At 71.1% G+C, this 25,408-nt stretch carries 28 protein-coding genes; 13 read left to right on the plus strand and 15 right to left on the minus strand.

All coding sequences use genetic code 11. From position 1 onward, the window contains the following. Nucleotides 1-25 precede the first annotated feature (25 nt). Entirely contained in the window at nucleotides 26-1,240 is a 1,215-nt protein-coding gene (locus tag C4V41_RS55825) for a cytochrome P450 family protein (RefSeq protein WP_200824939.1), read from the plus strand. Here C4V41_RS55825 and C4V41_RS55830 read toward each other — a convergent pair. Then, complete coding sequence (locus C4V41_RS55830) at nucleotides 1,210-2,724, minus strand: LCP family protein (RefSeq protein ID WP_103964210.1); 1,515 nt, start codon at nucleotides 2,722-2,724, stop codon at nucleotides 1,210-1,212. The two genes, C4V41_RS55825 and C4V41_RS55830, sit on opposite strands and share 31 nt — an antisense overlap. Nucleotides 2,725-2,911: 187 nt before the next feature. After that, the gene (locus tag C4V41_RS55835) at nucleotides 2,912-3,979 is read right to left on the minus strand and encodes a neutral zinc metallopeptidase (protein WP_103964211.1); all 1,068 of its coding nucleotides are present in this window, start codon (nucleotides 3,977-3,979) and stop codon (nucleotides 2,912-2,914) included. 538 nt (nucleotides 3,980-4,517) lie between these two features. Here C4V41_RS55835 and C4V41_RS55840 point away from each other — a divergent pair. After that, complete coding sequence (locus C4V41_RS55840) at nucleotides 4,518-5,387, plus strand: LysR family transcriptional regulator (protein ID WP_103964212.1); 870 nt, start codon at nucleotides 4,518-4,520, stop codon at nucleotides 5,385-5,387. 97 nt (nucleotides 5,388-5,484) lie between these two features. On the opposite strand, the gene C4V41_RS55845 is transcribed toward C4V41_RS55840, so the two are convergent. Together C4V41_RS55845 and C4V41_RS55850 are read right to left on the minus strand one after the other, a co-directional pair. Further along, nucleotides 5,485-6,831: a sensor histidine kinase gene (locus C4V41_RS55845; RefSeq protein ID WP_103964213.1), complete on the minus strand. Its 1,347-nt coding sequence runs from the start codon at nucleotides 6,829-6,831 to the stop codon at nucleotides 5,485-5,487. Further along, nucleotides 6,824-7,498, minus strand: a complete 675-nt coding sequence (locus tag C4V41_RS55850; RefSeq protein WP_103964214.1) for a response regulator transcription factor — start codon at nucleotides 7,496-7,498, stop codon at nucleotides 6,824-6,826. The genes C4V41_RS55845 and C4V41_RS55850 overlap by 8 nt, the downstream gene beginning before the upstream one ends. A gap of 127 nt (nucleotides 7,499-7,625) precedes the next feature. Here C4V41_RS55850 and C4V41_RS55855 point away from each other — a divergent pair, with 127 nt between their 5' ends. The 3 genes from C4V41_RS55855 to C4V41_RS55865 are packed head-to-tail and all read left to right on the plus strand — an operon-like array spanning nucleotide 7,626 to nucleotide 10,727. Beyond that, on the plus strand, nucleotides 7,626-8,807 hold the full coding sequence (locus C4V41_RS55855; protein ID WP_103964215.1) for a LolA family protein: 1,182 nt from the start codon (nucleotides 7,626-7,628) through the stop codon (nucleotides 8,805-8,807). Further along, nucleotides 8,804-9,778 (plus strand): ABC transporter ATP-binding protein, encoded by a 975-nt coding sequence (locus tag C4V41_RS55860; RefSeq protein ID WP_103964216.1) that lies wholly within the window; start codon nucleotides 8,804-8,806, stop codon nucleotides 9,776-9,778. The genes C4V41_RS55855 and C4V41_RS55860 overlap by 4 nt, the downstream gene beginning before the upstream one ends. 31 nt (nucleotides 9,779-9,809) lie before the next feature. Continuing rightward, on the plus strand, nucleotides 9,810-10,727 hold the full coding sequence (locus tag C4V41_RS55865) for an ABC transporter permease (RefSeq protein ID WP_235031004.1): 918 nt from the start codon (nucleotides 9,810-9,812) through the stop codon (nucleotides 10,725-10,727). An 86-nt stretch (nucleotides 10,728-10,813) separates the two neighbouring features. On the opposite strand, the gene C4V41_RS55870 is transcribed toward C4V41_RS55865, so the two are convergent. Continuing rightward, nucleotides 10,814-11,566, minus strand: a complete 753-nt coding sequence (locus C4V41_RS55870; RefSeq protein WP_103964218.1) for a YcnI family copper-binding membrane protein — start codon at nucleotides 11,564-11,566, stop codon at nucleotides 10,814-10,816. 44 nt (nucleotides 11,567-11,610) lie between these two features. Beyond that, complete coding sequence (locus tag C4V41_RS55875) at nucleotides 11,611-12,150, minus strand: MFS transporter (protein WP_103964219.1); 540 nt, start codon at nucleotides 12,148-12,150, stop codon at nucleotides 11,611-11,613. 165 nt (nucleotides 12,151-12,315) lie between these two features. On the opposite strand from C4V41_RS55875, the gene C4V41_RS55880 reads away from it, so the two are divergent. Continuing rightward, a complete protein-coding gene (locus C4V41_RS55880) occupies nucleotides 12,316-12,753 on the plus strand; it encodes a hypothetical protein (protein WP_235031005.1) in 438 nt (145 codons plus the stop codon). On the opposite strand, the gene C4V41_RS55885 is transcribed toward C4V41_RS55880, so the two are convergent. Genes C4V41_RS55885 through C4V41_RS55900 form a run of 4 tightly spaced genes read right to left on the minus strand, consistent with a single transcriptional unit; the run spans nucleotide 12,750 to nucleotide 15,564 of the window. After that, complete coding sequence (locus tag C4V41_RS55885; protein WP_103964221.1) at nucleotides 12,750-13,499, minus strand: ABC transporter ATP-binding protein; 750 nt, start codon at nucleotides 13,497-13,499, stop codon at nucleotides 12,750-12,752. The genes C4V41_RS55880 and C4V41_RS55885 overlap by 4 nt on opposite strands. A gap of 2 nt (nucleotides 13,500-13,501) precedes the next feature. Further along, nucleotides 13,502-14,290: an ABC transporter permease gene (locus tag C4V41_RS55890; RefSeq protein WP_103964222.1), complete on the minus strand. Its 789-nt coding sequence runs from the start codon at nucleotides 14,288-14,290 to the stop codon at nucleotides 13,502-13,504. After that, nucleotides 14,283-15,182 (minus strand): ABC transporter permease, encoded by a 900-nt coding sequence (locus C4V41_RS55895; RefSeq protein ID WP_235031006.1) that lies wholly within the window; start codon nucleotides 15,180-15,182, stop codon nucleotides 14,283-14,285. Before C4V41_RS55895 ends, C4V41_RS55890 begins: the two co-directional genes overlap by 8 nt. After that, entirely contained in the window at nucleotides 15,169-15,564 is a 396-nt protein-coding gene (locus C4V41_RS55900; RefSeq protein ID WP_103964223.1) for a DUF3052 domain-containing protein, read from the minus strand. The genes C4V41_RS55895 and C4V41_RS55900 overlap by 14 nt, the downstream gene beginning before the upstream one ends. Nucleotides 15,565-15,669: 105 nt before the next feature. Here C4V41_RS55900 and C4V41_RS55905 point away from each other — a divergent pair, with 105 nt between their 5' ends. Both C4V41_RS55905 and C4V41_RS55910 read left to right on the plus strand, forming a co-directional pair. Continuing rightward, nucleotides 15,670-16,650: an alpha/beta hydrolase gene (locus C4V41_RS55905; RefSeq protein ID WP_235031007.1), complete on the plus strand. Its 981-nt coding sequence runs from the start codon at nucleotides 15,670-15,672 to the stop codon at nucleotides 16,648-16,650. A gap of 97 nt (nucleotides 16,651-16,747) precedes the next feature. After that, nucleotides 16,748-17,584 carry a siderophore-interacting protein gene (locus tag C4V41_RS55910; protein WP_103964224.1) on the plus strand — a complete coding sequence of 279 codons (837 nt, stop codon included), beginning with the start codon at nucleotides 16,748-16,750 and terminating at the stop codon, nucleotides 17,582-17,584. A gap of 83 nt (nucleotides 17,585-17,667) precedes the next feature. Here the strand turns inward: C4V41_RS55910 and aceA are convergent, their stop codons facing one another. Continuing rightward, nucleotides 17,668-18,954 carry an isocitrate lyase gene (gene aceA, locus C4V41_RS55915; protein WP_103964225.1) on the minus strand — a complete coding sequence of 429 codons (1,287 nt, stop codon included), beginning with the start codon at nucleotides 18,952-18,954 and terminating at the stop codon, nucleotides 17,668-17,670. A 250-nt stretch (nucleotides 18,955-19,204) separates the two neighbouring features. Here aceA and C4V41_RS55920 point away from each other — a divergent pair, with 250 nt between their 5' ends. After that, nucleotides 19,205-20,677, plus strand: a complete 1,473-nt coding sequence (locus tag C4V41_RS55920) for a helix-turn-helix transcriptional regulator (protein ID WP_407670171.1) — start codon at nucleotides 19,205-19,207, stop codon at nucleotides 20,675-20,677. A gap of 44 nt (nucleotides 20,678-20,721) precedes the next feature. Here the strand turns inward: C4V41_RS55920 and C4V41_RS62545 are convergent, their stop codons facing one another. After that, nucleotides 20,722-20,883, minus strand: a complete 162-nt coding sequence (locus C4V41_RS62545; protein WP_160150750.1) for a hypothetical protein — start codon at nucleotides 20,881-20,883, stop codon at nucleotides 20,722-20,724. 300 nt (nucleotides 20,884-21,183) lie between these two features. Between C4V41_RS62545 and C4V41_RS55925 the strand changes: the two genes are divergently transcribed. Genes C4V41_RS55925 through C4V41_RS55940 form a run of 4 tightly spaced genes read left to right on the plus strand, consistent with a single transcriptional unit; the run spans nucleotide 21,184 to nucleotide 23,844 of the window. After that, a complete protein-coding gene (locus C4V41_RS55925; RefSeq protein WP_235031008.1) occupies nucleotides 21,184-21,918 on the plus strand; it encodes a DsbA family protein in 735 nt (244 codons plus the stop codon). Next, nucleotides 21,899-22,492: a vitamin K epoxide reductase family protein gene (locus C4V41_RS55930; RefSeq protein ID WP_103964227.1), complete on the plus strand. Its 594-nt coding sequence runs from the start codon at nucleotides 21,899-21,901 to the stop codon at nucleotides 22,490-22,492. The genes C4V41_RS55925 and C4V41_RS55930 overlap by 20 nt, the downstream gene beginning before the upstream one ends. A gap of 54 nt (nucleotides 22,493-22,546) precedes the next feature. Beyond that, entirely contained in the window at nucleotides 22,547-22,906 is a 360-nt protein-coding gene (locus C4V41_RS55935; protein WP_235031009.1) for a BlaI/MecI/CopY family transcriptional regulator, read from the plus strand. Continuing rightward, the gene (locus C4V41_RS55940) at nucleotides 22,903-23,844 is read left to right on the plus strand and encodes a M56 family metallopeptidase (protein WP_103964228.1); all 942 of its coding nucleotides are present in this window, start codon (nucleotides 22,903-22,905) and stop codon (nucleotides 23,842-23,844) included. Before C4V41_RS55935 ends, C4V41_RS55940 begins: the two co-directional genes overlap by 4 nt. Nucleotides 23,845-23,852: 8 nt before the next feature. Here C4V41_RS55940 and C4V41_RS65700 read toward each other — a convergent pair whose 3' ends face one another. From C4V41_RS65700 to C4V41_RS55950, 3 genes are all read right to left on the minus strand, one after another. Beyond that, nucleotides 23,853-23,987 (minus strand): hypothetical protein, encoded by a 135-nt coding sequence (locus C4V41_RS65700; RefSeq protein WP_268808924.1) that lies wholly within the window; start codon nucleotides 23,985-23,987, stop codon nucleotides 23,853-23,855. 292 nt (nucleotides 23,988-24,279) lie between these two features. After that, complete coding sequence (locus C4V41_RS55945; protein ID WP_103964229.1) at nucleotides 24,280-24,522, minus strand: hypothetical protein; 243 nt, start codon at nucleotides 24,520-24,522, stop codon at nucleotides 24,280-24,282. A gap of 83 nt (nucleotides 24,523-24,605) precedes the next feature. After that, the gene (locus C4V41_RS55950) at nucleotides 24,606-25,403 is read right to left on the minus strand and encodes an SDR family NAD(P)-dependent oxidoreductase (RefSeq protein ID WP_103964230.1); all 798 of its coding nucleotides are present in this window, start codon (nucleotides 25,401-25,403) and stop codon (nucleotides 24,606-24,608) included. Nucleotides 25,404-25,408: the final 5 nt, after the last annotated feature.

Here is a 25,408-nt window from a genome sequence, read left to right on the forward strand (position 1 = left end):
CCGCCCGCCCGAACGGGGGACCCGAATGCTCGAGGAGATGCTGCCCGGCCACGACGGGCTGCTCGCCGACCCCTACCCCGCGTACGCGCGGCTGCGGGAGTCGGGCGAGCCCCACCTGGTGAGACTGCGCGGCGGCCTGTACGGCTGGCTCGTGACCCGCTACGACGACGCCCGCGCCGCGCTCGCCGACCCGAGGCTGAGCAAGGACCCGCGCAACGCGCCCGCCGACTGGCGGGAGGCGGGGCGCGGCCGGCCGCTGGAGGACCGGTCCGGGCTGGGCACCCACCTGCTCACCACCGACCCGCCCGAGCACACCCGGCTGCGTCGCCTGGTGTCCGGGTTCTTCACCGCGCGGCGGCTGACGGAGATGCGGCCGGGGATCGAGGCGGCCGCGCGCACGCTCGCCGGGAGGTTGTCCCCGGGTGCCGACCTGGTCGGGGACTTCGCCGCGCCGCTGCAGTCTGCCGTGCTCTGCGACCTGCTCGGCGTGCCCGCCGGTGACCGCGCCGATTTCCGGCGGTGGACCACGGCCGTGGTGTCCTCCGAGCCGGTGCCGGGCACCGCCAGGCCGGAGGCGCTGCGGGCGCTGGCCGCGTACGTGGGGGAGCTGGCCGCCGGCAAGCGGGCCGCGCCCGGCGACGACGTGATCAGCGCGATGACCGCAGCCGGGGACTTGGGTGAGAACGAGCTGCTGTCGATGATCTTCCTGCTGCTCGTCGCCGGTCACGAGACGACCGTCGGGCTCGTCGGGCTGGGGACGTACACGCTGCTGCGGCACCCCGGCCAGCTCGCGCTGCTGCGCTCCCGCCCCGAGCTGATCGACCGGGCCGTGGAGGAACTGCTGCGCCACGACAGCCCGGTCGAGCTGGCTACCTGGCGTTTCGCGCTGGAGCCCGTGGAGCTGGGCGGAGTGCGCCTGGCCGCCGGGCAGCCCATCCTCGTCGCGCTGGCCTCGGCCAACCGCGACCCCCGGCGCTTCGACGACCCCGACCTGCCCGACCTCACCCGGGACGACAACGCCCACCTGAGCTTCGGCCACGGTCCGCACTACTGCCTGGGCGCCCTGCTCGCCCGCGTCGTCGGCAGGGCCGCCCTGGCGGAGGTCGCCCGCCTGCCGGGGCTCGCGCTCGCGGTGCCGCCCGAGCGGCTCCAGTGGCGCGCCAGCCTCACCGTACGGGGACCGCTAGGACTTCCGGTCACCTTCGCTTCTCAGAAGCCACAGAGCTCGTCCAGGCCCTGAGCGCCCTTCTGGCTGTTCCGCGTCGGCGTCTGGGTGGGCGCCGCCCCCGCGCGGGTCTTCTGCGGGGTCGAGGCGGCGACACTGGGGGAGGCGCTCACCCCGGCCGTCGTCGCCCGGGAGGGGCGGCCCGAGTCGGCGATCGCCTTCTTGGTCGCGGTACGGATCTTGGCCCAGTCGGGGCGGCCCGAGTAGAACTCCGGCGGGACGAACTGCAGGCTCGTGATCTTGGCGTCCTTGACCTTGAGCCCCAGCGGGACCAGCGGCTCCAGGAGCTCACGGGGGATGTTCGTCTGCGCCACGCGCCTGGCCGCGCCGGCGAGCTTGCTGAAGTTGGCCAGGATCACCGTCGGCGTGGCCTGCTGGGCGAAGGCGCCGATGACGCAGCGCTGGCGGGCCATGCGGGAGAAGTCGTCGCTGTTGACGCGGGAGCGGCCGTACCAGAGGGCCTGCTCGCCGGTCAGCTTGCGGTTGCCCGCCTTGATGGTGCCCGCCGTGCCGTAGAGGCCGCCCCACGGCACGTCCTGCTCGACCTTGATCCGCAGGCCGCCGATGGCGTCGACCAGGTCGGCGAAGCCGTACATGTTCATCATGGCGTAGTAGTCGATGTGCAGGCCCAGGGTGTAGCCGATGGCGTCCATGAGCGCCCGGGGGCCCTTGTTCTTGCCGCCCATGATCTGCGGGTTGTCGTTGGCGTACTGCCAGACCTCGTTGAGCAGGCCGCCGTTGGGCAGCTCGGCCATGAAGCCGTTCGGGAAGTGCTTGTGCAGTGGCGAGCTCGTCGGGAAGCGCACGTGCTGCATGTTGCGCGGCAGGCTGAACAGGACCGTGGCGCCCGTCTTGATGTTCACGCTGGCCACGTTCATGCTGTCGGTCCGGACGCCGGTCCTGTTGCCCGCCGCGTCGCCGCCGATGAGCAGGAAGTTGACCCGGTCCTTGCCGTTCCAGGGATCCTCGGGGTTCTTGATCACCACGGGGTTCTCGGGGTCGGGATTCGAGCGGAAGATGTCGTTGGCCGCGTTGCGGAAGGTCATCACGGCCTGGGCCGCGAAGGCGAACGGCGCCATGACCGTCACGCAGAGCAGGCCCACCACGATGCCGGTCAGCACCTGGCCCTGCTGCTTGAGCTTGTTCGGGCCGAGCGCCACGTACGACGTCACGATGACCGCGAACCACGCCAGCGCCAGCACCCCGGCGACGACGCTCACCGTGACGAGCATCCCATCGCCGGCGAAGGCGGCGAACCCCGCGAGGCCACCCCGGCTCAGCAGGTAGGCCAGGAACGCCAGCAGCAGCACCGCGTACACGCTGACGAGCACCAGCCCGGTACGGCGGCGCCCGGCGCGCAGATGGGCGGCGCCGGGCACGATGGCGGACAGCGCGGTCCAGCCCAGGACGGCGCCGGGGGTCAGCGGCTTGGCGAAGCGCGGCGCGGCCGGGCGGCCTCCGGATGAAGCACGGCCTGAAGCCGGGCGCGGTCGTCGCATGGGGCGCCGTTTCCTGCCTTCTGGCACGGTGTCTACCCCATCGCGATTGCTCACACCCGGCTCCTTACGCGCCTACCCAGGCAAAACTGGCGTTTGCCCCCCGTGGGCACAAGATTGCCAGGATTCTAGCCCCCATACATGGACATCAGAGACAAGAGTTCAAGCTGAGATGAATGCCACGTGTCGGTCACGAGACCGTTGAGGACGGCGCCATCCACGTGTTGCACTGGTAGGACTGGCTCCGCTCCCAGCCCTGGCGGAACCACCGGTTGTTGTTCACGGGGGTGCCGTGATCGCGCGGGTAGCCCGGGTGGTCGCCCACCTGAGAGTAGAAGAAGAACAGCCTGCTCCGGTTCGAGGTGTTCACCGGATATGACGCCGCCACCGACCGCATCCACATGCCGGCGAAGCAGGTGGCCTGCAGCTCCAGCCGCCTGCTGAGCGCCAGTTTGCCGCTCTGGCTGCTGGAGTCGAGCGTCTGGCGCCACCAGGAGTCCATCAGGCCCGTGATGTTCTGGACGTGGTGGCCGTACTCGTGCGCCATCATGCTGATGATGCCGCCGTGCCAGCTGATGATCTGGCCGTACCCGCGCGAGTTGCCGTTGCCCCTGGCCATGGCCGAGGTGGAGGCATAGATCGTGTTGTTGCGCGGGCAGTAGTACGGCACGATGTTGCCCGGCGACGGATAGTCCCCGCACGCGCCCCTGCCCCGCTTGGCCGCGATCGCGTAGTTGGGCGGGCTGAACTCGATGCCCTGCTTCTCCAGGATCGGCCGCCACCCCTGGTCCATGCACCTTCCGGTCTTCAGGATCAGCGACTTGAGCTGGCTGTGGCTGAAGATGCTGGCGTTGCCGGCCCGGCAGTTGAGCCTCGGCAGCGCGCCGGCCCGGTACATGGTGTTGTTCTTCAGGCTCGTGTTCACCCGGACCTGCGCGGGCGGATCGACGTTGGTGTCGGTCGGCTGCTCGCTCGGCCGCTGTGTGGTGGGCTTCTCGGTGGGCGTGGGGTCCCGGGTGTCCGAGCTCGTGGGGAACGGCGTGGAGTACGGGTTCGGGTCGTCGCTGGCGTCGTACGTCGGGATCGCGACCGGCGTGGACGTCTCCGAGCGGGAGGCGCTCTTGAGCATGACCGCGCCGATGATGATCAGCACGAACAGCGCCGCCAGCGAGCCGAAGACGGCGCCGATCACCCCGGCGGCGCCCATCCCCGACTTCCGGCGCGGCGGAGGCTGGTGGTGCCACTGCCGCGGCGGCATGGGCGGCGGCGGTGGTGGCGGTGGTGGCGGAGGAGGCTGCCCATACGGCTGTTGCCCGTACGGCTGCTGTCCATAAGGAGGCTGTCCGTACGGTTGCTGCCCGTACGGCTGCTGCGGATAGGGCTGCTGCGGGTACGCCTGCTCGGGGTACGGCTGCTCCAGCCGGCGGGTGGGCGGATCGCTCCGCGGCGGTGGGGGCGGCGGAGGCGGGGGTGGCGGCGGGCTTCCTTGCGGTTGCGGCTGCCGGTAGCCCGGCGGCGGCCACGGCCGCGAGGGTGGCCTCTGTGGCTGCCCTGGCCCCTGTGGCGGGGGTGGATAATGCCCGTTCCCTGTCACCGTGTCTCCCCGTTTACCCGCATGTCGGCAATGCCTGGCTTTGCGTCCCGACTTGACGGACCCTTGCCAAATTTGGGGCAAAAGCATACTGATTTCTCACCCGTCACGGATGTAGCAGTGCTCGGTCACAGTCCGAAATCATTCGAGGTGATCTCCGCTATCTCCGGGTCCGGGCGGCGGGCGGTGTCCTAGCTTCATTGCCATGAATCTCCAGCAGCTCCGCTATGTGGTCGCGACTGCGGAGCACCGCACCATGACCGACGCGGCCAGGTCGCTCTACATCGCGCAGCCTGCGCTGTCCCGCGCGATCCGCGACTTGGAGCGAGAGCTCGGCATGACGCTCTTCGCTCGTTCCGGCCGAGGCGTGGTCGTCACCGCGCAGGGCCGCCGGGTGGTCAAGCTGGCGAGGGAGGCGCTCGACGCCGTTCACGAGATCGAGGGCCTGTCCAACCACAGCATCGTCACCGAGGCGGAACTCCGCATCGCCGCCACTCCAAGCCTCGAACCCGGCCTCGCTGGGCGGCTGCTGCCCGCCTACGCGGCCGAGCACCCGGGAGTACGCGTGCACATCGTGCGCTGCGACGGCCGTGACGGCGTCGTCAGCGCCATCAGGGATCAGCGGGCCGACCTCGGCCTGACCGATCTCCCCGTTCCCACCGATCTCATCACCCACCCGCTCGAACGCCAGGAGATCGTGCTGATCTCCCCGCCCGGGCTCGAACTGCCCGATCCCGTGCCGATGGGCAAACTGCACGGCATGCGCCTGGCGCTGCCCGCCCGCGGGAGCATGCGGCGCAGGGAGCTGGACGCGATGTTCGGCAAATACGCGGTCACCCCGGTGGTCGTGCTCGAAACCGATGAGCGCAACGGCTGGCTCAACGCCGTACGCGCCGGGCAGGCGTCACTGCTGTGGTATCGCGGGATGGCCGACCAGGCCGGGCGCGCGGGACTGGTGGTGCGCTCGCTCGAACCCGCGCTGCGCCGGGTCATCGCCGTCGTGCACGCCCGCCGCCGCCTGCCGCTCATCGCCCAGGACTTCCTGACCACCGCCGAAAAGGGGACAGCCGCCTGACCTCTTTCGGAACGATCCATTGATCGACGAAACATCAGGGCCCGGAACGACGACCGAGCCCAGGGGCCCGGCGACGACGCCGTGCCCCTGAGGGCCGTCACCTTGACACAGGGAGCCGGACCACCGCGCGCAGACCCGGCGCGGCGTCCTCCAGCGCGACCGTGCCGCCGTGCGCGCGCACCGTCTCCCGTACGATGGCCAGCCCCAGCCCCGCGCCGCCCTCGTCGCGGCTGCGCCCGGAGTCGAGCCTGGTGAAACGGTTGAAGACCCGCTCGCGATCCTGCTCGGGAACGCCGGGCCCGTCGTCGGTGACCGTCAGGACCCCGTCGGCGGTCAGCGCCACCTCGACCTTGGAGGTGGTGTGGCGCACCGCGTTGTCCATCAGGTTCGTCAGCACCCGGCTCAGGTCGAGGGCGTCACCGCGCACCACCACCGGGTCGCAGACCGTCAGCCGGGCCTCGGCGTACCGGTCGGCGATCTGGCGCACCACCTCGTCCAGCTCGACCGGCTCGCGCCGGGCGGGCACCCCGCCGCGCTCGTCCAGCCTGGCCAGCGCGAGCAGGTCCTCGGCCAGCCGGGACAGCCGCATCGTGTCCTCCAGCACGCCCTCGGCCGTCTCCTGCCAGTCCTGACCGTCGGGATGCCCGAGCGCCACCTCGAGCTGCAGCCGGATGCTGGCCAGCGGGCTGCGCAGCTCGTGCGCGGCGTCGGAGACCAGCGCCCGCTGGCGCTGCTCGGCCTCCTCCAGCCGGGACAGCATGCCGTTGAGCGTGGTGGCCAGCGAGTGCACCTCGTCACGGGACTGCGGCACCGGCAGCCGCCGCGACCTGGCCGTGTGCGTGATGTCCGCCGCACCCCTGCGCAGCGCCGCGATCGGGCGCAGCGTACGGCCGATCATGATCCAGCTCGCCACCGCGAGCAGCACCACCAGCGCCGGCGTGCCGACCAGGAGCACCCGCCCGGCCGTGCCCAGGCTCGTCTGGATCTCGCTGACGGGCCTGGCCGCCACCACGGTCTGCCCCCGGTCCGCGCTGAGCACGACGACCCGCAGGAAACCCGAGATCGCGTACGGCCGCCCGTCCAGCTCCGTCGCCTGCCCGTGCAGGAGCACCTGCGCCCTGGCCCGGGCGTCCAGGAGCGGCACCAGCCGGTCGGCCCCGTACGTGACGTGCGTGATCCGCCCCTTCGCGTCGATGACCTGCACGATCGTGCCGTCGTGCGTGGTGATCGGGCTGGTCAGCGTGCCCGCGTCGGCCGCCACGCGCACCCGCTGCGCCTGCTGCCTCGTGGACTCGTCCACGGTCGCCATCAGGGTCCGGTCCAGCACGCTGAGCAGCACCGACGCCGACAGGGCCAGCGCCAGCGCGAGCACCGCGGCGGCCGCCACCGTCAGCCGGAAGCGCAGCCCCTGCCGCCGCCACCAGAGCAGCGGTGAGTCAGCCACCGTCGCCCGCCAGCCGGTAGCCGGCGCCGCGCACGGTCTGCAGCGCGTTCCTGCCGAACGGGGCGTCGATCTTGCGCCGCAGGTAGCCGACGTACACCTCGACCACGTTCGGGTCGGTGTCGAAGGTGTCCCAGACGTGCTCCAGGATCTCCGACTTCGACACCACCTCGTCCCGCCGCCGCAGAAGGAACTCGAGCAGCGCGAACTCGCGCGGCGTCAGCTCGACCGCGCTGCCGCTCCGCTCCACCTTGCGCCGCGCGGGATCGAGCGACAGGTCGCCCGCCACCAGCACCGACGGCCGCCGCCCGGCGTCGCGCCGCAGCAGCGCCCGCAGCCGGGCCACCAGCACCACGTACGAGAACGGCTTGGTCAGATAGTCGTCGGCCCCCAGGTCGAGCCCGTCGGCCATGTCGTATTCGCCGTCCTTGGCCGACAGCATGAGGATCGGCACCCAGTTCTCCTCGGCGCGCAACTGCTTGCACACGTTGTACCCCGACAGCCGGGGCAGCATGATGTCCAGCACCACGACGTCGTAGTCGCCCTGCCGGGCCGCGTAGAGGCCCTCCTCGCCGTCGTGGGCGAGGTCCACGGCGAAGCCCTCGGCCTGGAGCCCCCGCTGGAGCGCGGCGGCCATGCGTCGCTCGTCCTCGACGACAAGTACTCTCATGTGGCGATTCTCCTGTTCCTGCCCTGAGACAACGCTGAGAAGGCTGAGAGCCGTCTCAGACTGTCTCAGGTCTGCCACAGGATGCATCACGCAGGCTCTGAGCATCGACATACCGTTAAGGAGTGAAATGCGCAGAGGCACGTTCGTGAGGTGGGGAGTCCCGATCGCGGCAGCGGCCGTGATCGGAGCCGCGATCGGCGCCGGCCCCGTCATAGCCGCGGTCAGCGGCGAGCCCGTGCTGCCGGAGCGTTCGGCCCAGCAGTTGCTGGCCGACGCCGCGGCGGCGACCGGCAAGGCGGGCGGCATCCCGCCGATGTCCGGCACCGTGCAGCAGACGGCCTCGCTCGGGCTGCCGGCGCTGCCGCAGACCGGCGAGGCATCGCCGCTCAGCCTGCTGTCCGGCTCGCACGAGGTGAAGGTCTGGTACGGCGCCGAGGACAAGGTCCGCGTCGCCATGCCGACCCAGCTCAACGAGACCAACCTGATCGTCAACGGCGGCCAGGGCTGGTACTGGGAGAGCGCCACCAACACCGCGACCAAACTGACCATCAAGCCGGGCACCGGTGAGAAGCACACCACGCCGACGCCGCAGCCCAGCGACCTGACGCCGCCCCAGGTGGCCGAGCGGCTGCTGGCCGGCGTCGACGAGCACACGTCCATCAGGGTGATCAACACGGCGGAGGTGGCGGGCCGCCCGGTCTACCAGCTCGTGGTGGCGCCCAAGGCCGAGGGCTCGCTGGTGCAGGAGGTGCGCATCGCGCTCGACGGCGAGACGTACGTCCCGCTCCAGGTCCAGGTGTACGCCAAGGGCTCGGCCGAGCCGGCGTTCCAGGTGGGCTTCACCCAGGTGACGTTCACGCCGCCGGCCCCCGAGAACTTCACCTTCACCCCGCCCCCGGGCGCCAAGGTGGAGGAGAAGACGCTCGGTGGCGAGGAGCTCTCCGAGCAGTCCGGGCACACCGTGGACCGCGCGGAGAAGGCCAAGGACGTCGCGGGCCGGCTCAAGGTCGTCGGCGACGGGTGGGCCAGCGTGGCGGTCGTACCGTTCTCGCTGTCCGACCTGACCGCCGAGCAGGCCGCGAAGCCCGAGGAGTCCGGCCGGCGGTTCGGCGGCGGGGAGGGCGGCGACGCCGACCCGGCCGCGCTCGCCGAGACCGTGCTCAAGTCCGCCACCCCGGTGAGCGGCACGTGGGGTTCGGGCAAGCTGATCAAGACCAAGCTCGTCACCGCCCTGCTGACCGACGACGGCCGCCTTCTGGTCGGCGCGGTCACCCCGGAGGAGATCACCAAGGCGGCGGGCATCAAGTGACCATCGTCACGCAGGAAGCGGGGGCGCCCTTCGGGGCGGCCCCGCCCTCCGGGGACGCGGCTCTCGTCACCGAGGGCCTGACCAAGCGGTTCCGCGGCGGCCAGGTGGCGGTGGACGCGCTGGACCTGGCCGTGCCGCGCGGCTCGGTGTTCGGCTTCCTGGGGCCGAACGGCTCCGGCAAGACCACCACCATCCGCATGCTGCTCGGCCTGGTGGCGCCCACGTCCGGCACGTACTCGGTGCTCGGCCTGCCCCAGGCCAGGGCGCTGCCCAAGGTCGGCGCGCTGGTCGAGGGGCCGGCCTTCTACCCGTACCTGTCGGGCACGGCCAACCTGGCGCGCTTCGACGCCGCCGACCCGACCGCGCCCGGCGGCACGGCCAAACGGCGGATAGCGGACGCGCTCGAACGGGTGGGCCTGTCGGCCGCCGCCGGCAAGCGCTACCGCAACTACTCGCTCGGCATGCGCCAGCGCCTGGCCATCGCGGCCGCGCTGCTGGGGCCGCGCGAGCTGCTGATCCTCGACGAGCCGACCAACGGGCTCGACCCGCAGGGCACCCGGGAGGTGCGGGCGCTGGTCAAGGAGATCGCCGCCGACGGCACCACGGTGTTCGTCTCCTCGCACCTGCTGGCCGAGGTCGAGCAGATGTGCACGCACGCGGCGATCATGCGCGCCGGCAAGCTCGTCGCCCAGGGCACGATCGCCTCGCTCAACGGCGGGCTGGTGGCCCGGGTGCGGGTGGAGACGCCGGACACGGCGGACGCGGCACGCGTACTCGGCACGCTCGGCCTGGCCGACGTACGCCCTTCGGGCGGCGAGGTCACGGCGGAACTGGGCGGGCACGCGCCCGAGGCGATTAACGCCTCTCTGGTAGGGGAGGGCGTGGCGGTACGGGGGCTGGCCGTCGTGCGGCCGAGCCTCGAGGACGTGTTCGTGGGATTGACAGGGGAGGGCTTCGATGTCGACGGCTGAGAGCTCGGCAACATCGACGCAAAGGCGCCACATGCCGGGTCTGGTGCCGGTGACGGAGACCATGCGCACCGTCGAGCGCACCGCCGAGTCGGAGAAGCCGTCGCCGCCGCCTTCGGCGCCCGGCTCCGGGCCGGGGCGGGCGTTCTGGCGGTTGCTCGGCTCGGAGGTGGGCCTGACGTTCCGGCGCCCGCGCAACCTGATGATGCTGGCCGTGCTCGCCGTCGTGCCGGTCCTCATCGGGGTCGCGCTGCGCCTGGCCGGCTCCGGCGACGAGGACATGAGCGGGCTCATCCAGGACGTCGCGGGCAACAGCCTCATGCTGACGTTCGTCTCGTTCTCGTTCCTGGTGCTGCTGCTGATGCCGGTGGCCGTGAGCGTGGTGGCGGGCGACGCGATCGCGGGGGAGGCGGGCGCGGGGACGCTGCGCTACCTGCTGGCCGCGCCGGCCGGGCGGACGCGGCTGCTGGTGGTCAAATATCTGAACGCGGTCGTCTTCGGGTACGCGGTCGCCGCCGTGGTGGCGCTGTCGGCGCTGGTGACGGGGCTGCTGCTGTTCCCGGCCGGGCCGGTGACGCTGTTGTCGGGCACCACGATCTCGATGACGGAGGGCCTGCTGCGGGTCGCCATCACCGTCGGGTACGTCGGGGCGGCCATGGCGGCGCTGGCGGCGGTCGCGCTGGCGCTGTCGACGTTCACCGAGGTGTCCATCGGGGCCATCGCGGCCACCATGGTGCTGCTCATCGTGTGCCAGGTGCTGCGGGCGATCCCGGAGCTGAGCGCGATCACGCCGTATCTGCTGCCGACCCGGTTCACGAACTTCGACGCGGTGCTGCGCAGCCCCATCGACTTCCGGGCGCTGGGGGACGGGCTGCTGGCCTTCGGGGCGTACATCGCCCTGTTCGGCTCGATCGCCTGGGCCCGCTTCTCAGGCAAGGACATCACCTCCTGACCCGCCCAGTTGAGGCGCCCGCCACCCGGCGGGCGCCTCAAAAGCCCGATCCAACGGCCCACACCGGGCCCGGCGGGGTCGGTGGGTTATGCCGTTGGGCGGCGGCGGCTGAGGATGGCGAGGACGACGCCGATGACGCCCACCGCCAGGCCGGCCGCGCCCAGGACGCGGGCCGTGGCGTCCGAGGAGGACTCGGCGGCGACCGGTACGACCGAGGGTGCGGCGGCAGTGACGGTGGCAGTGGCGGCGGCAGCGTCGGCGGACGGGGAGGCGCTGGCCGAAGCGGCGGTGCCGTGGCCGTTGCCGGCGCCGGCCGGGACCAGCTTGAGGACCGGTGCCGGGTGCTCCGCCTCCGTGCCGTCCGTCTTCGGGGCGTCCGCCCAGTTCACGACCTCACCCCCCGAGTACGTCTGCTTCGTCGGGAACGTCAGTGAGTCGGTGTCCTTGGGCAGTTGACCCATGGACACCTCGAACTCCTGGAACTCGCCCGGATTGATCTTGCCGCCCGACCAGACGATCTTGGTGACGGCCTCCTCCAGGTCGCCGTACTCGGTCTTGACCGGCTTGGGCAGTTTGCCCTCGGTGACCTTGACGTCCCAGCCGGGCAGCGGCTTGACCGACACGAAGGCGAGCGGATGGTCGGCGGGGAAGGTGACCTCGATCTTGGTGGTCGAGGCGTCGTCGCGTTCGTTGGGCACCCGGAAGGCGACCTTGCTGAACCCGCCCTGCTCGGCGGTGCCGGGCTGGATGGTGACGTGGGCGAGCGCGGGCAGCGCGAGCCCGGCGGTGAGGGCGGCGGTGACGGCGAGCACGGTCGCCGCGCGGCGTACGAAGGACATGCGAAAGCTCCACTTGGTGTTCGGGGGGAAGGAAAAAAGGACGGTCAGGCGGGAAGTGGAGGACCACGCCTGGCGACACTGTGCCGGAAGCCCGGCGGCAGCGGGACCACCCGCGCATGGACGATCGGCGCGCGGCCCCGGGGGACGGGCGCGGCGGCGACCGGCGTGAGCAGGACGAGATGACGGCCGAGGCGGCGCAGCAGCGACCAGATCGCGGCCTCGCCGCGCGACACCCACAGACCGGTGATCACCGTGGCCGTCAGGTGGGTGAGCAGCATGCCCGCGTTGACGGCCAGCCCGCCCCGGGCGTGCCCGTGGAGCAGGACGTAGGAGGCGCCCTCGCCCGCGAACAGCTCGTGCAGCCCGAGTTGCGCCCCCACCAGCACGATGGTGATCGTCCCGGCCGAACGCTCCCTGCCGCACAGCGCCAGCCCCAGCGCCGCCACGCCCGCCAGCCCGAGGGCGGCGGCCTGCGGCGCGGGCGCCGCGCCGCCGCCGAGCACGTGGGCGAGCGCGGCCAGAGCCACGCAGACGGCGGCGAAGACGGCCGTCCGCGCGAGCCTGAGGGGCAGATGGGCGCGCATGGGTGTGCCCCATGCTCTCACGGGGCAGGGGTTCTTGAGACCCACAGTTCCAAGCTGCGCAATGCCTGGTCCGAAAATGGCATTTGTCGCTAGGGTCGTGCCGACCACGTTGACATAGAGGTGAGAACGTTGCGGCACTTAGCTGGTTTGCTCATCGGGCTTGTGGTGACGGCTGCGGTGCTGGGAGGCGGCGGATGGGCCGTCCAGCAGGCCGTCGGCAACGCGGCGGCGAATCCACCGGACAATCAGCGGATGTGGATCGCGCTGGGCGCGATGGCCGCGGTCGGGCTGGTGGTGGGGCTTGTTACGGCCGGCCGGATCTCGCCGCTGGCGACGTTCGTGCCGTCCATGGTGCTGCTGGCCTGGACGGTGGTCTACGCGCTCGACGTCAACAGGGCGCTCTCGCTCATTCCGTCTGAGCCGTCGGTCAACCAGATCGTCAGGGACGCCGGCTTCGGTGCCAAGACGCTGCTCACGACAGGCGTCTACGCCCTGCTCGGCGTGGCCCTGTTCATCCCCGTGCTGATGCCGTCGCGCTGGTCGCGCCGGCACGACGACCTCGACGAAGAGTACGAGACCACGCCGGAAGGCAGCTACTACTAGGGCATGGAGCTGCCCGTGTAGAGGCGGGTGACGACCTCCTCGATCGACGACTGGCCGGGCGCGGTGGCCATCAGGTCGTCGAGCGTGCCGTCGAACGCCAGCCGCCCGTGGTCGATCAGCATGACCCGGCGGCACAGGCGTTCGATGTCACCGAGATCGTGCGTGGTCAGCAGCACCGTCGTGCCCCGCTCGGCGTTCAGCCGCCGCAGGAAGTCGCGGATGCCGGCCTTGCCGACCACGTCGAGCCCGATCGTCGGCTCGTCGAGCACCAGCACGTCGGGCGCGTGCAGCAGCGCCGCCGCGAGGTCGCCCCGCATGCGCTGGCCGAGGCTGAGCTGCCGGACCGGGGTGCGGATGAACGCGTCCAGGCCGAGCGTCTCGGTCAGTTCGGCGAGCCGCGCGGCGAACTCTTTGCGATCTACTTTGTAAAGGTGCCGGATCAGCTGAAAACTGTCCGCCAGCGGCAGATCCCACCACAAGGTCGTCCGCTGCCCGAAGACCACCCCGATCCGCCGCGCCAGCGTGGTGCGCCTGCGCGACGGGTCGAGCCCCGCCACCCGCACCTTCCCCGACGTGGGCGTCAGGATGCCGCAGAGCATCTTGATGGTGGTGGACTTGCCGGCGCCGTTGGGGCCGAGGTAGCCGACGAACTCCCCTTCGGCCACGGTGAACGACAGGTCGGTCACGGCGTGGACGACGTTCCGTTTCACCTTGAACGTGCGTCCGGCCCGGTCGAGCTCGATCATGGTCAACTCCCCGTCGATCGGTAGTGCCGGAGGGCCTGCCGCCAGGCCAGCGCGGCGAGCAGGGCGAGGACCAGCGCGGCGGCCGGTCCGAGGAACCGCAGGAATTCGGGCGTGCCGAAGGGGTCGTCCCGGCCCAGGACGTACAGGCCGGGCTGCCAGTTGATGAAGGCCAGCGGCAGCACGTACGTCACGCCGGCGACCATGTCGCGGGCGTAGATGCCGAGCGGATACTGGCTGAGCTGGTGGCTGCCGTAGGTGAAGGCGCTGGTCACCTCGGGCGCGTCGACGAGCACGAACTGCACCGCGCCGGCCAGCGTCCACAGGGAGGTGAAGATGACGATGCCGGTGGCCACCATGACGGGGACCATCCAGAGGCGCCGCCAGTCGAGGTCGAGCGCGGTCATGGCGTAGCCGAGCACGATGCCGGCCTGCAGGATGCGCCCGATCCGGTTGGCGTTGAAGCGGTCGGCGGCGAGCTGGACCCAGGCGCTGACCGGCCTGATCAGGAACGTGTCCAGGGTGCCCGCCTTGATGTGCTGGCTGACGCGGTCGAGGTTGCTGACGAAGGTGTCGCAGAGGGTGAAGGCGAGGCCGGCGGCGCCGTACAGGAAGAGGACCTCGTCGCGGGTGAAGCCGGCGAGGGTGGTGGTGTTGGCGAAGATGACCAGGATCACGCCGACGTCGAGCGCGGCGATGACGAAGCCGAGCGCGGTCATCAGCGCGAAGGAGGCCGGGTACGCGGCGGCGGCCCGGGTCCAGGTCCACACCAGCAGGGCGTACGTTCTAACCACCCTGGATCACCACCTTGTGGCGGACCGCCCTGGTGGCGAGCGCGCCGAGCCCGAGCAGGACGGCGGCCCAGAACACCTGGAGGGCGAGTGTCTCCAGGACCGGCGCCTTGCCGAGGTAGAGGTCGGTGGGAAGCTGGACCATGGCGGCCCAGGGCAGGGCCCTGGCCAGCTCGCCGAGCCAGCCGGGGAAGAGGTGCAGCGGCACCATCATGCCGCTGAAGAACGTGGTCAGGACGAGTGACGCGACCGCCACGCCGCGGTCGTCGAGGAGCCAGCAGACCGACAGCGCGATCAGGTAGCGCCAGGCGAAGCTGACCACGACGGCGAGCGCGAAGCCGGTCAGGAACGCGAGCCACCGGCCGGGGTCGCCGGGGAAGAGGAGGCCGAACACGGCCGCGCCGACGAGCATGGGCGGGAAGCCGCGCACCACGAACAGGTAGGCGGCCCTGCCCAGGTCTTCGGCGAGGGTCCAGAGCTGCAGGGAGGCGGGGCGGACGAGGTCGAGGGCGATGTCGCCGCTGCGGATGCGCTCGGGGAGGGTCAGGCCGCCGCCGAACAGTTGCATCGGCCCGATGAGTGCCTGGGTGACGAAGCAGTAGGTGACGGCGTCGGTGAGGTCGTAGCCGGCCAGGCCGGGGCGGGCCTGCCAGAGGGCGATGAGGATGTAGGCGCGCAGGATGCCGAAGACGCTGTTGGTGAACGCGCCGGCGAGCGCCGACCAGACGTAGGTGGCGTGTTTGCGGAAGCCGTACCGGACGAGCCGGGCATAGAGCGGTATGGTTTTGCACCTCCGGGGTGTGAGGACACGGTGACAGGCCGTGTCGGTGCCCGCGCACGGGTCTGCCGAAAGGGAAAGCAGGAAATTATCCGTTGCGGTGTCAGCGGTCCGCAACGCGATAAACGAAGCGCAGGCCCGACCAGGTGGCGTCGATGGCCGCGACCTTGTTGTCGACCAGGCCCAGGTCCAGGCCGTATTCGCGGATGGGGTTCTCGGACAGGTCGGTGGGGACCTTGCTGGCGCGTTTGGGCCAGCAGATCCAGAGTCCGCCGTTCCTGGCGAGCAGGGCCTTGGCGGTGGGGAAGGTGTCGTGCAGGGCGGTGCTGGCGGGGCAGAAGACGAGGATGACGTCGTACGGGCCCTCGCCCGGCGCGCGGTGGACTTCGGCTTCGGGTTCGCCCAGGTCGAGCCCGTCGGGGGCGTCGAGGGCGAGCACCAGGTGGCCCGGCTTGACGCCGAGCTTGCGGGGGAGAGGAGTGCCCGAATAGCCGGCCATGGAGGCCAGCGTGTCACAGGGCCGAAATGTTCGTGTAAGAGATGAGACACTTACCGGCCGGTAGTTCGATGTTGAAAGGGGAAGAACAGTCCTTGGAGGGTCGATATGCGGATCGACAAGGATGTGGTTCCCGAATACCCCTTGAGCTGGCAGGCTCGCGCGCTGACCGGTCTCATGCGGGGCACCCTGAAGCCTGCCTCCACGCTGCTGATGCGTCACCCGCTGGCCCTGGTGGGGGCGTCCCGGCTGGGGGAGCTGGCGCGGCGGGTCGAGGTGCCGCATCCGGCGCACGTCTCGATCGTCCCGGCGGCCTTCTCCTCGTGTGGTGGCGAGTGGGTGCGCGGCGGGCAGGGGCTCGACGAGCGGAAGGTGGTGCTGTACTTCCACGGCGGCGGCTATTTCTCGTGTTCGCCGCGGACACACCGGGCGATCACGTGGCGGTTGTCGATGGTGGCGCGGCGGCCGGTGCTGGCGCTCGACTACCGGCAGGGGCCGGTGCACCGGCTGGCCGATTCGCTGGCCGACGCGCTGGACGCCTACGACTGCCTGCTGGGGCGGGGGTACGCGCCCGGGGACGTCATCGTGGCGGGCGACTCCGCCGGCGGGCATCTGGCTCTGGCGACGCTGCTGGCGCTGCGCGACCGTGGGCGGCCGCTGCCGGGGGCGGCGATCTGCCTGTCGCCGTGGGCCGATCTGACCGACTGCCCGCGCCGGGCCAACCGCTGGCAGGACCCGATGTTGCCGGCCAGCCGGGTGCGGTGGCTGGCGCGCCGGTGGACCTCGGGCCTGGATCCGCGCGATCCGCTGGTCTCGCCGGTGCTGGGGGACTTCACGGGGCTGCCGCCGTTGATGATCGTGACGGGGTCGACGGAGGTGCTGCGGGACGAGGCCCGGCGGGTGGCCGAGCGGGCGCGGCTGGCGGGGGTGCCGGTCAGGTATGAGGAATGGCGGCGGATGCCGCACGTGTTCCCCATTCTGGCGGACGTGCTGCCGGAGGCGCGGATGGCGTTCCGGCACATGTCGCGGTTCCTGGGGGCGGTGGCCGCCGCCGGGCCCGCGTCGATGGGTGATTCCGCGGCCGCGTGAGTTTGGCCCTGTCCCTTTTGCCGTGGTCGGCGTACGCTGGCAGATCTAAGTGTGTAAGGTTAGGTATACCTAACTTATAGATCTGGGGGACAGTTCGATGGCTGAGAAGCCTATAGATCATCATCGGGGCGTCGTCCTGCGGACCGAGAAACTCTCGCGGCACATGGTGCGCGTCGTGGTCGGGGGCGACGGGCTGGCCGACTTCGCCACCAGGGGACTCACCGACCACTATGTGAAACTCGTCTTCCCGTACGAAGGCGTGCAGTACCCCGAGCCGTTCACCGTGAAGGGCTGCCGCGAGACCATGCCGCGCGAGCTGTGGCCGCGGCTGCGGACCTACACCGTGCGCGCCTGGGACCCCGACTCCCGCGAACTGACCCTCGACTTCGTGGTCCACGGCGACGAGGGCCTGGCCGGGCCGTGGGCGGCGCGGGCCGTACCCGGTGACGTGGTGCTCATGCTGGGCCCGGGCGGCGGCTACGCGCCCGAGGCCGACGCCGCCTGGCACCTGCTCGTGGGGGACGAGAGCGCCCTGCCGGCCATCGCGGCAGCGCTGGAGGTGCTGCCGGACGGCGCCGTGGCGCACGTCCTGATCGAGGTGGACAGCCCTGAGGACGAGCAGAAGCTCGGCACCGCCGCCGACGCCCGGATCACCTGGATCTACCGGGGCGGCCGCCCCGTGGGCGAGGGACTCGTACGGGCGGTGCGGGACCTGGAGTTCCCCAGCGGTGACGTGCACGCGTTCGTGCACGGCGAGGCCGGTTTCGTGAAGGAGCTGCGCCGCCACCTGCGCCTGGAGCGGGGGATCTCCCTCGACCGGCTGTCGATCTCCGGATACTGGCGGCTCGGCGTGGACGACGAGGCGTGGCGCGAGGTCAAGAGCGACTGGAACCGTGCGGTCGAGGCCGAGGAAGAGGCGGCGATCGCCTCCTGAAGCATATGAGAAGGGCCGCGCCGGTGCTGGGGGTACCGACGCGGCCCTTTCGCCGGGGGGAACCGCCGGCGAGTCGAAGGAATCTAGTGCGCGAACTGCTCCTCTTCCGTCGAGCCCTTGTAGGCGGTCGTCGAGGAGTCGGGCGCCACGGCCGTGCTGACCAGGTCGAAGTAGCCGGTGCCGACCTCGCGCTGGTGCCTCGTCGCGGTGTAGCCGCGGGACTCGGCGGCGAACTCGGCCTCCTGGAGCTCGACGTACGCCGTCATGCCGTCGGCCGCGTACCCCTGGGCCAGGTCGAACATGCCGTAGTTCAGCGAGTGGAAGCCGGCCAGGGTGATGAACTGGAACTTGTACCCCATGTGCCCGAGCTCCCGCTGGAACTTGGCGATCGTCGAGTCGTCCAGGTGCTTCTTCCAGTTGAACGACGGTGAGCAGTTGTAGGCCAGCATCTGGTCCGGGTACTCGGCCTTGATGGCCTCGGCGAACTCGCGGGCGACGTCCAGGTCGGGCGTGCCGGTCTCCATCCAGAGCAGGTCGGAGTGCGGCGCGTACGCCAGGCCGCGCGCCACGCACGCCTCCAGGCCGTTCCTGACCCGGTAGAAGCCCTCGGCGGTACGCTCGCCGGTCGCGAACACCTGGTCGCGTGGGTCCACGTCGCTGGTCAGAAGCGTCGCGGCCTGTGCGTCGGTCCGCGCGACGATCAGCGAGGGCACCCCGGCGACGTCCGCGGCGAGGCGGGCGGCGTTCAGGGTCTTGACGTGCTGGCCGGTCGGGATCAGCACCTTGCCGCCCAGGTGGCCGCACTTCTTCTCGGAGGCGAGCTGGTCCTCCCAGTGCACGCCCGCGGCACCGGCCGCGATCATGCCCTTCATCAGCTCGAACGCGTTGAGCACCCCGCCGAAGCCCGCCTCGGCGTCGGCCACGATCGGCGCCAGCCAGTGCGGGGCGTCCGCGTCGCCCTCCGACCAGGTGATCTGGTCGGCGCGCAGCAGCGCGTTGTTGATGCGGCGCACGACGGCGGGCACGGAGTTGGCCGGGTACAGGCTCTGGTCCGGGTAGGTGTGCCCGCCCAGGTTCGCGTCCGCGGCCACCTGCCAGCCGGACAGGTAGATCGCCTTCAGCCCGGCCCGCACCTGCTGCACCGCCTGGTTGCCGGTCAGCGCGCCGAGGGAGTTGACGTAGTCCTCGGTGTGCAGCAGGTTCCACAGCCGCTCCGCGCCGAGGCGGGCCAGCGTGTGCTCCTCCTGGACGCTGCCGCGCAACCTGATCACGTCTTCGGCGCTGTAGGTGCGCTCGACACCCTCCCAGCGAGGGTCGTTGTCCCACTCGTCCCGCAGCTGCTCAGCAGCTCCCTTGAGGCGATCGTTCATCGGTTCACTCCTTTGTCATCCCCTGGGGCTCCCTGCCGAGTCTCTGCCCTGGGCGGAGCGATCAATAGTCCGCCTGAGAGAGAAGAACGGTTGAAATTCTTGCTACATGCATTACCAGCGGGTATTCATCAGCGAAGAAATCGCAAGTTTTACCGTTGGACTAGACCAATCGCGGTGGCGCGCCGCAGTCGCAGGACGGTCACCCGTCGGAGGCTAGAAAATGGGCCGTTTTTCTGTCTAAGATTCCGGCATGGCGTCCTTGCTAGGCGAAGAACCGCTGTCTTTGACGCAGGAGCTTGATCTGATCGCGTTTGGCCAGCGCCTGCGCCACCTGCGCAAACAGCGCGGTCTCACGCTGTCCGACCTGGGATCGCGCGTGAGCCGGGCGCCCAGCCAGCTCTCGCTCCTTGAGAACGGCAAACGCGAGCCCAAGCTCTCCCTGCTCAAGTCGCTGGCCACCGCGCTGGGCGTGCCCGTCGAGGAGCTGCTGCGCCGCCAGCCGCCCAACCGCCGCGCCCAGCTGGAGATCGCGCTGGAGGAGGCCCAGCGCGACCCCATCTACGCCGGGCTCGGCCTGCCCCGGCTCAAGGTCTCCGCCCGCGTGCCCAACGACGTCCTCGAACACCTCCTCGGCCTGTACGGCGAGCTGCGCGCCCGGCAGGCCAGGGGCACCGCCACGCCGGAGGAGGCCAGGGCCGCCAACGCCGAGCTGCGGCGTCGGCAGCGCGAGGTGGGCAACTATTTCCCCGAGATCGAGAAGGCCGCCGCCGAGGCCCTCGACGCGGTCGGCTACCGTACCGGGGCGCTGTCGCAGAGCACCGTCCAGAGCCTGGTCACGCACTTCGGCTACACCGTGCACACCGCCCAGGACCTGCCCCGCTCCGTGCGCTCCATCACCGACCTGCGCAACCGGCGCATCTACGTCAAGCACGAGCAGCTCGGCATGCACACCCCGCGCACGATCCTGCTGCAGACGCTCGGGCACCTCGCGCTCGGCCACGACAAGCCCCGCGACTTCGCCGACTTCCTGCGCCAGCGCACCGAGGCCAACTACTTCGCCGCCGCCGTCCTCGTGCCCGAGAAGGCCGCCGCCCTCTACCTCCAGGAGGCCAAGTCCGACCGGGCGCTGTCGGTGGAGGATTTGCGGGACGTGTTCGCGGTCTCGTACGAGATGGCCGCCCACCGCTTCACCAACCTGGCCACCCACCATCTCGGCCTGGTCTGCCACTTCGTGCGCAACGACGCCGGCGGCACCATCTACAAGGCGTACGAGAACGACGGCATCGTCTTCCCGGCCGACGAGCAGGGGGCCATCGAGGGGCAGCGGATGTGCCTGCAGTGGTCGGGGCGGCAGGTGTTCGCCTCGCCCGATCGGTTCTCGGTGTTCTACCAGTACTCGGACTCGCCGACCGGGACCTACTTCTGCGTGGCGCACGTCGATCCGTCGCGGGAGCGGGACTTCGCCATCACGCTGGGGGTGCCGTACAAGGAGTCGCGCTGGTTCCGGGGCCGCGAGACCACCAGCCGCACCAAGTCCAACTGCCCCAGCGGCGACTGCTGCCGCCGCCCGCCCGCCGAGCTGGCCGAGCGGTGGGAAGGGTACGCGTGGCCGTCCGCGCGGGCCAACTCCCACGTGCTGGCCGCGCTGCCGCCCGGGTCGTTCCCCGGCGTGGACGAGGCCGACGTCTACACCTTCCTGGAACGGCACGCCACCGCGACCTGAGCGCTCGGCCCGCCGCGCCCGGGAGCGGCGCGGCGGGCCGGGTCTCACGTGCTCTTGCGGCGCGCCCCCTTGGCCGCGATCACCGAGCCGGTCACCACGAGAGCGCCGCCGACCAGCCAGATCCACACCGGCGTGCCCGGCGCCAGCGGACCGCCGACCGCCGAGGTGACCGTACGGTTGCCGGCGCGCGCCTTGCCGCGCGTCACGGACCCGCCCTTGCCGTCACGCAGGACGACGACGGGCAGCTGGATTCTGGCGGTGAACTCCAGCCACGCCCGCCACCACGGCGGAGCGGATGAATCGGGAAAGAAAAGCCATCGCGAACTCCTGACCTGAGGTGCCCGCCGCTCAGAGGACGGGCCGGAACCGGGAGGACGCCCGCGCGTCCTCGGTGGCCGGGATCGGGGCGTTGCGGGTGAAGAGCCGGAACGCGACCTTGCGTCCGGACCGCCCCACCCATCTTCTACACTCCGTAGAAGTAATGGGTCGGTGATGAGGAGTCGCAGGTGCCGCAGCAACAGGATCGGGCCGATGCCCGGCGCGCCAAGGTCGAGGCCATGCGCGAGCAGGACGAGCAACGGTCCGCGCGCCAGAAGAACGTCACCATGACGGTCGCCGTCATCGGGGTGTTCGCGGTGGTGGTGGCCGTGTGGCTGGCGATCGGCAGTATGGGCTCGGGCACGGACAAGGCCGGTACGAGCCCGGGCGCGCCCCAGTTGATTCGCGAGGACAGCCACCGGCTGCAGACCGCCGCCGACGGCAAGGTGACCTTGGTGGAGTTCCTCGACTTCGAGTGTGAGGCGTGCAGGGCGTACTTCCCCACCGTCGAGGAACTGCGCAAGGCTTATGCCGGGAAGGTGACCTTCGTCGCGCGCTACTTCCCGATCGCGAGCCACTTCAACGCCGAACGCGCCGCCCGGGCCGTCGAGGCGGCCGCGCAGCAGGGCAAGTTCGAGCTGATGTACCAGCGGATGTACGAGACCCAGACCCAATGGGCCGAGAAGCAGGTGCCGGCCGACGCGTTCTTCCGCAAGCTGGCCCAGGGGACAGGGGCGGACATCGCCGCCTGGGACAAGGCGTACGAGGATCCGGCCACGCTGGCCCGGGTGAACAAGGACGCCGCCGACGGCCAGGCGCTCGGCGTCCAGGGCACCCCGACGTTCTTCCTCAACGGCAAGAAGATCCAACCCCGGAGCGCCGACGAGTTCAAGGCGGCCATCGATGCTGCGCTCGCCCAGTAGCTCCGAGGCGGCGCCCTTCCCCACGCTGGTGCCGCGATTGCTATTGATCGGTGGCGGGGCCGGGCTGGTCGCCGCGTTCGTCCTGACGATCGAGAAGATCGCGCTGCTGAAGGACCCCGACTACGTGCCGAGCTGCAGCATCAACCCGGTGCTGTCGTGCGGTTCGATCATGCGTACGCCGCAGGCCGAGCTGTTCGGCTTCCCCAACCCGCTGCTCGGCATCGCCGCCTTCGCCATCGTCGCCACTGTCGGCGCCGCCCTGCTGGCCGGGGCCCGGCTGCCGCGCTGGTTCTGGCTCGGGCTGCAGGCCGGTGTCACGGCGGGCGTGGTGTTCGTGCACTGGCTGATCTTCCAGAGCCTGTACGTCATCGGCGCGCTGTGCCCGTACTGCATGGTGGTGTGGGCCGTGACCGTGCCGGTCTTCTGGTACGTCACCCTGCGCAACCTGCCGCCCGCCTCGGGGATCGCGCGCCGCCTGACGACGTACCACAGCGTGCCGCTCACCGTCTGGTTCCTCGTCCTCGTCGCCATGATCGGGGTACGTTTCTGGACCTACTGGAGCACGCTGCTCTGAGCGTGAGCCCTGCCGGTAACCTTTTCTGGGCGGGCGAGGCAAGGGGAGGGCGCGATGGTGCGGCTCGGCAGTCTGGAGCGATCGATCATGGAAGCGCTCTGGAGCCGTCCGGAGGGGATGTTCGCCCAGGACGTCGCCCAGGCCCTGCCCTCGCAGCCGGCCGTGACGACGGTGCTGACCGTTCTCGTCCGGCTGACGCAGAAGGACCTGGTCTCCCGCGAGCGGGTCGGGCGCGCCCACCGCTACAAGGCGACCGCCGACAGGGACGCCTTCGTCGCCGAGGTCATGCGGGCCGCGCTGGAGGACGCCGGCGATCTCGCCGCGACCGCGCAGCGCTTCGTCGGCACGGTGACGCCCGAGATGGCCGCAGCCCTGCGTGAGGCGCTGGACGGGCGCGATGGGGCCGCGTCGTGATCGGGTGGCTGGTGGCGGCCGGGGTCGCGCTGGCGCCGATCGCGTTCGGCGGCCGGGTCGCGCGGCGGCTGGCCGGGGCGGCGTGGACGTACCGTCATCCCCGGGCGGCCCTGGTGTTGTGGCAGGCCAGTTGCCTGGCGGGCGGCCTGGGAGCCGTGGGGATCGGGCTCGTCGCGGCGGTGGCGCCGCTGGCGGCGGTCTTCCCGCACGGCATGCACGCCCTCGCCGGTCAGATCGCCGCCGGGCAGGGGCTCGACGGGCTCGGGCCGCCCCATGTCGTCGCGCTCGCCTGGTCGGTGGGGCTGATCGTCTGGCTGCTCGTCCACACCACCGGGGTCACCGTGAAGACGGCCGCGCGGCAGCGGCGCCAGCGCCTGCTGGTGGACGTGGTGGCCGACCATTCGCCGGTCCACGACGCGTACGTGCTGCCGACCCGGGAGCGTGTCGCGTACTGTCTGCCCGGCCGGCGCGAGCGCGTCGTGCTCAGCCAGGGCACCCTCGACCTGCTCAGCTTGCAGGAACTAGAGGCGGTGCTGCAGCACGAGCGCGCCCACGCCCGCGGCCGTCACGACCTGGTGCTGCTGCCGTTCGTCGCGCTGGTGCAGGCCTTCCCCTGGCTGCCCGCCGCCCGGGAAGCGCGCGCGGCCGTCCCCGTGCTGCTGGAGATGATGGCCGACGACCACGCCCGCCGCGCGCACGGCGAGATCCTGCTCGCCCGCACCCTCGTGCGCATGGCGACCCCGGCGCTGGACGACGGGGCGGCGACGCTGGCTCTGGCCGACGCCGCCGTGGCGGAGCGGGTGGCGCGCCTGCTCCGCCGGCCCGAGCGCCCGCGATGGGTCCCGGCCGCGGCCTACTCCGCCGCGACCCTGCTGCTCAGCGGCCCCTTCGCGGTGCTGCTGGCCCCGCTGCTCTGCCTCACCATCTGGAACATCTGAAGGGCCGGTTACGCGGGCTTGTCCCGTGCTTTCGCCCGGGCCTCGCTCTCGGCGGCCTTGGCTCTCGCCTCGGAGCGCATCAGCTTGACGACGCCCGCGACGAACACCCCTCCCACCACGAGCGGGGGGACGAGTGCGGACACGATCTCGAACATGGTCGCCCTTCCGGGGTGCCCTCAACTTCTACGTGATGTCGAAAGCAGCGTACTGCGCGGCCCGCGCGCCCATGGCGGCGGGCCACCGCCATTCTCCTCTGCCGCCCCGGGCAGGACCGCGTTCCAGCCGTCGCGGCTGAGGCGCACGACCTGCCGGGTCTGCCCGGTCCTGACGTCCACCGCGTACAGGCCGCCGCCCCCCTTGCCCTCGGCCATGACGGTGACGTGGGACGCGTCGCTCCAGATGGAGGTCCCGCGTCCTTCGGCAGCCCGCGCACGGTCACCTTGCGCACGGCGCGACCTCGGAGAAGCCGATGAGCAGCCCCGGATCCCCTCCCACGGATCGAAACTCAGGTACCGGCCGTTGGTCGGAGACCAGCAGCATCGATCCGCCGCCGAGCTCGTCCTCGCCGATCTTCACGGGAGAGGTCGTCTCGGAGCCGCTCACGAGGTCGCGGACCACGTACGCTCCGGCCTCGGGGCTGTAGTAGGCCAGCAGGCGCCCGTCCCGGCTGATCGCCACCGGGACACGATGCCGGCCGGGCCGTTCGTGTGGAAGAAGACCACCGACGAGATCCTCGAATCCTTACCGGACACCCAGGGGCGTCAGCGGCCCGGGTCGAAGCGGCCGTCGATGACGGTCCAGCCGGCGTCGACGACGAGGTTCTCGCCGGTGACGTACGACGCCGCGTCGCTGGCCAGGAACGCGACCGCGGAGGCCACCTCGTCGGCGCTGCCCCACCTGCCGAACACGGTGTGCGCGCTGTAGGCCTCCCTGGCCTTGACGTCGTCCCACAGCGGCCGGGTGAGCGGCGTGTCGATGACGCCGGGCGCGATGGTGTTGACGCGCACCCCCTGCGGGCCGACCTCGGTGGCCAGGCCGCGCGCCATCTGCAGGATGGCCGCCTTCGTGGAGGCGTACACGCCCAGGCCCGGTTCCACCATCAGGGCCCGCATCGACGAGCAGGCGATGAGGCTGCCGCCGCCCTGCTCGGCCATGACGGTGCTGGCCTCCTTCAGGAAGAAGAACGTGCCCTTGAGGTTGAGGTTGACGATGCGGTCGAACTCCTCCTCGGTGTAGGCGGCCAGCCGCTTGCGGATGTTGATGCCGGGCGTCGTCACGCCGATGTCGAGCCGTCCGTACGCGTCCACGGTCGTCCGTACGGCCCGCGCGATCTGCTCGTGGCTGCCCAGGTCGGCGGCGAGGCCCTGGGCGGTGCCGCCTTCGGAGACGATCGTCTTGGCCGTCTCCACGGCGCCGGGGCCGTCGAGGTCGGCGCACACGACCTGCGCGCCGAGGCCGGCCAGCATCTGGGCGGTGGCCTGGCCGATGCCGGAGGCGGCCCCCATCACCAGGGCCGATTTTCCGGTGAGGTCGAACAGGGCACGATATCGGTTGGTCATCTCAC

The organism is Nonomuraea solani (assembly GCF_900108335.1).
GTDB lineage: Bacteria > Actinomycetota > Actinomycetes > Streptosporangiales > Streptosporangiaceae > Nonomuraea > Nonomuraea solani.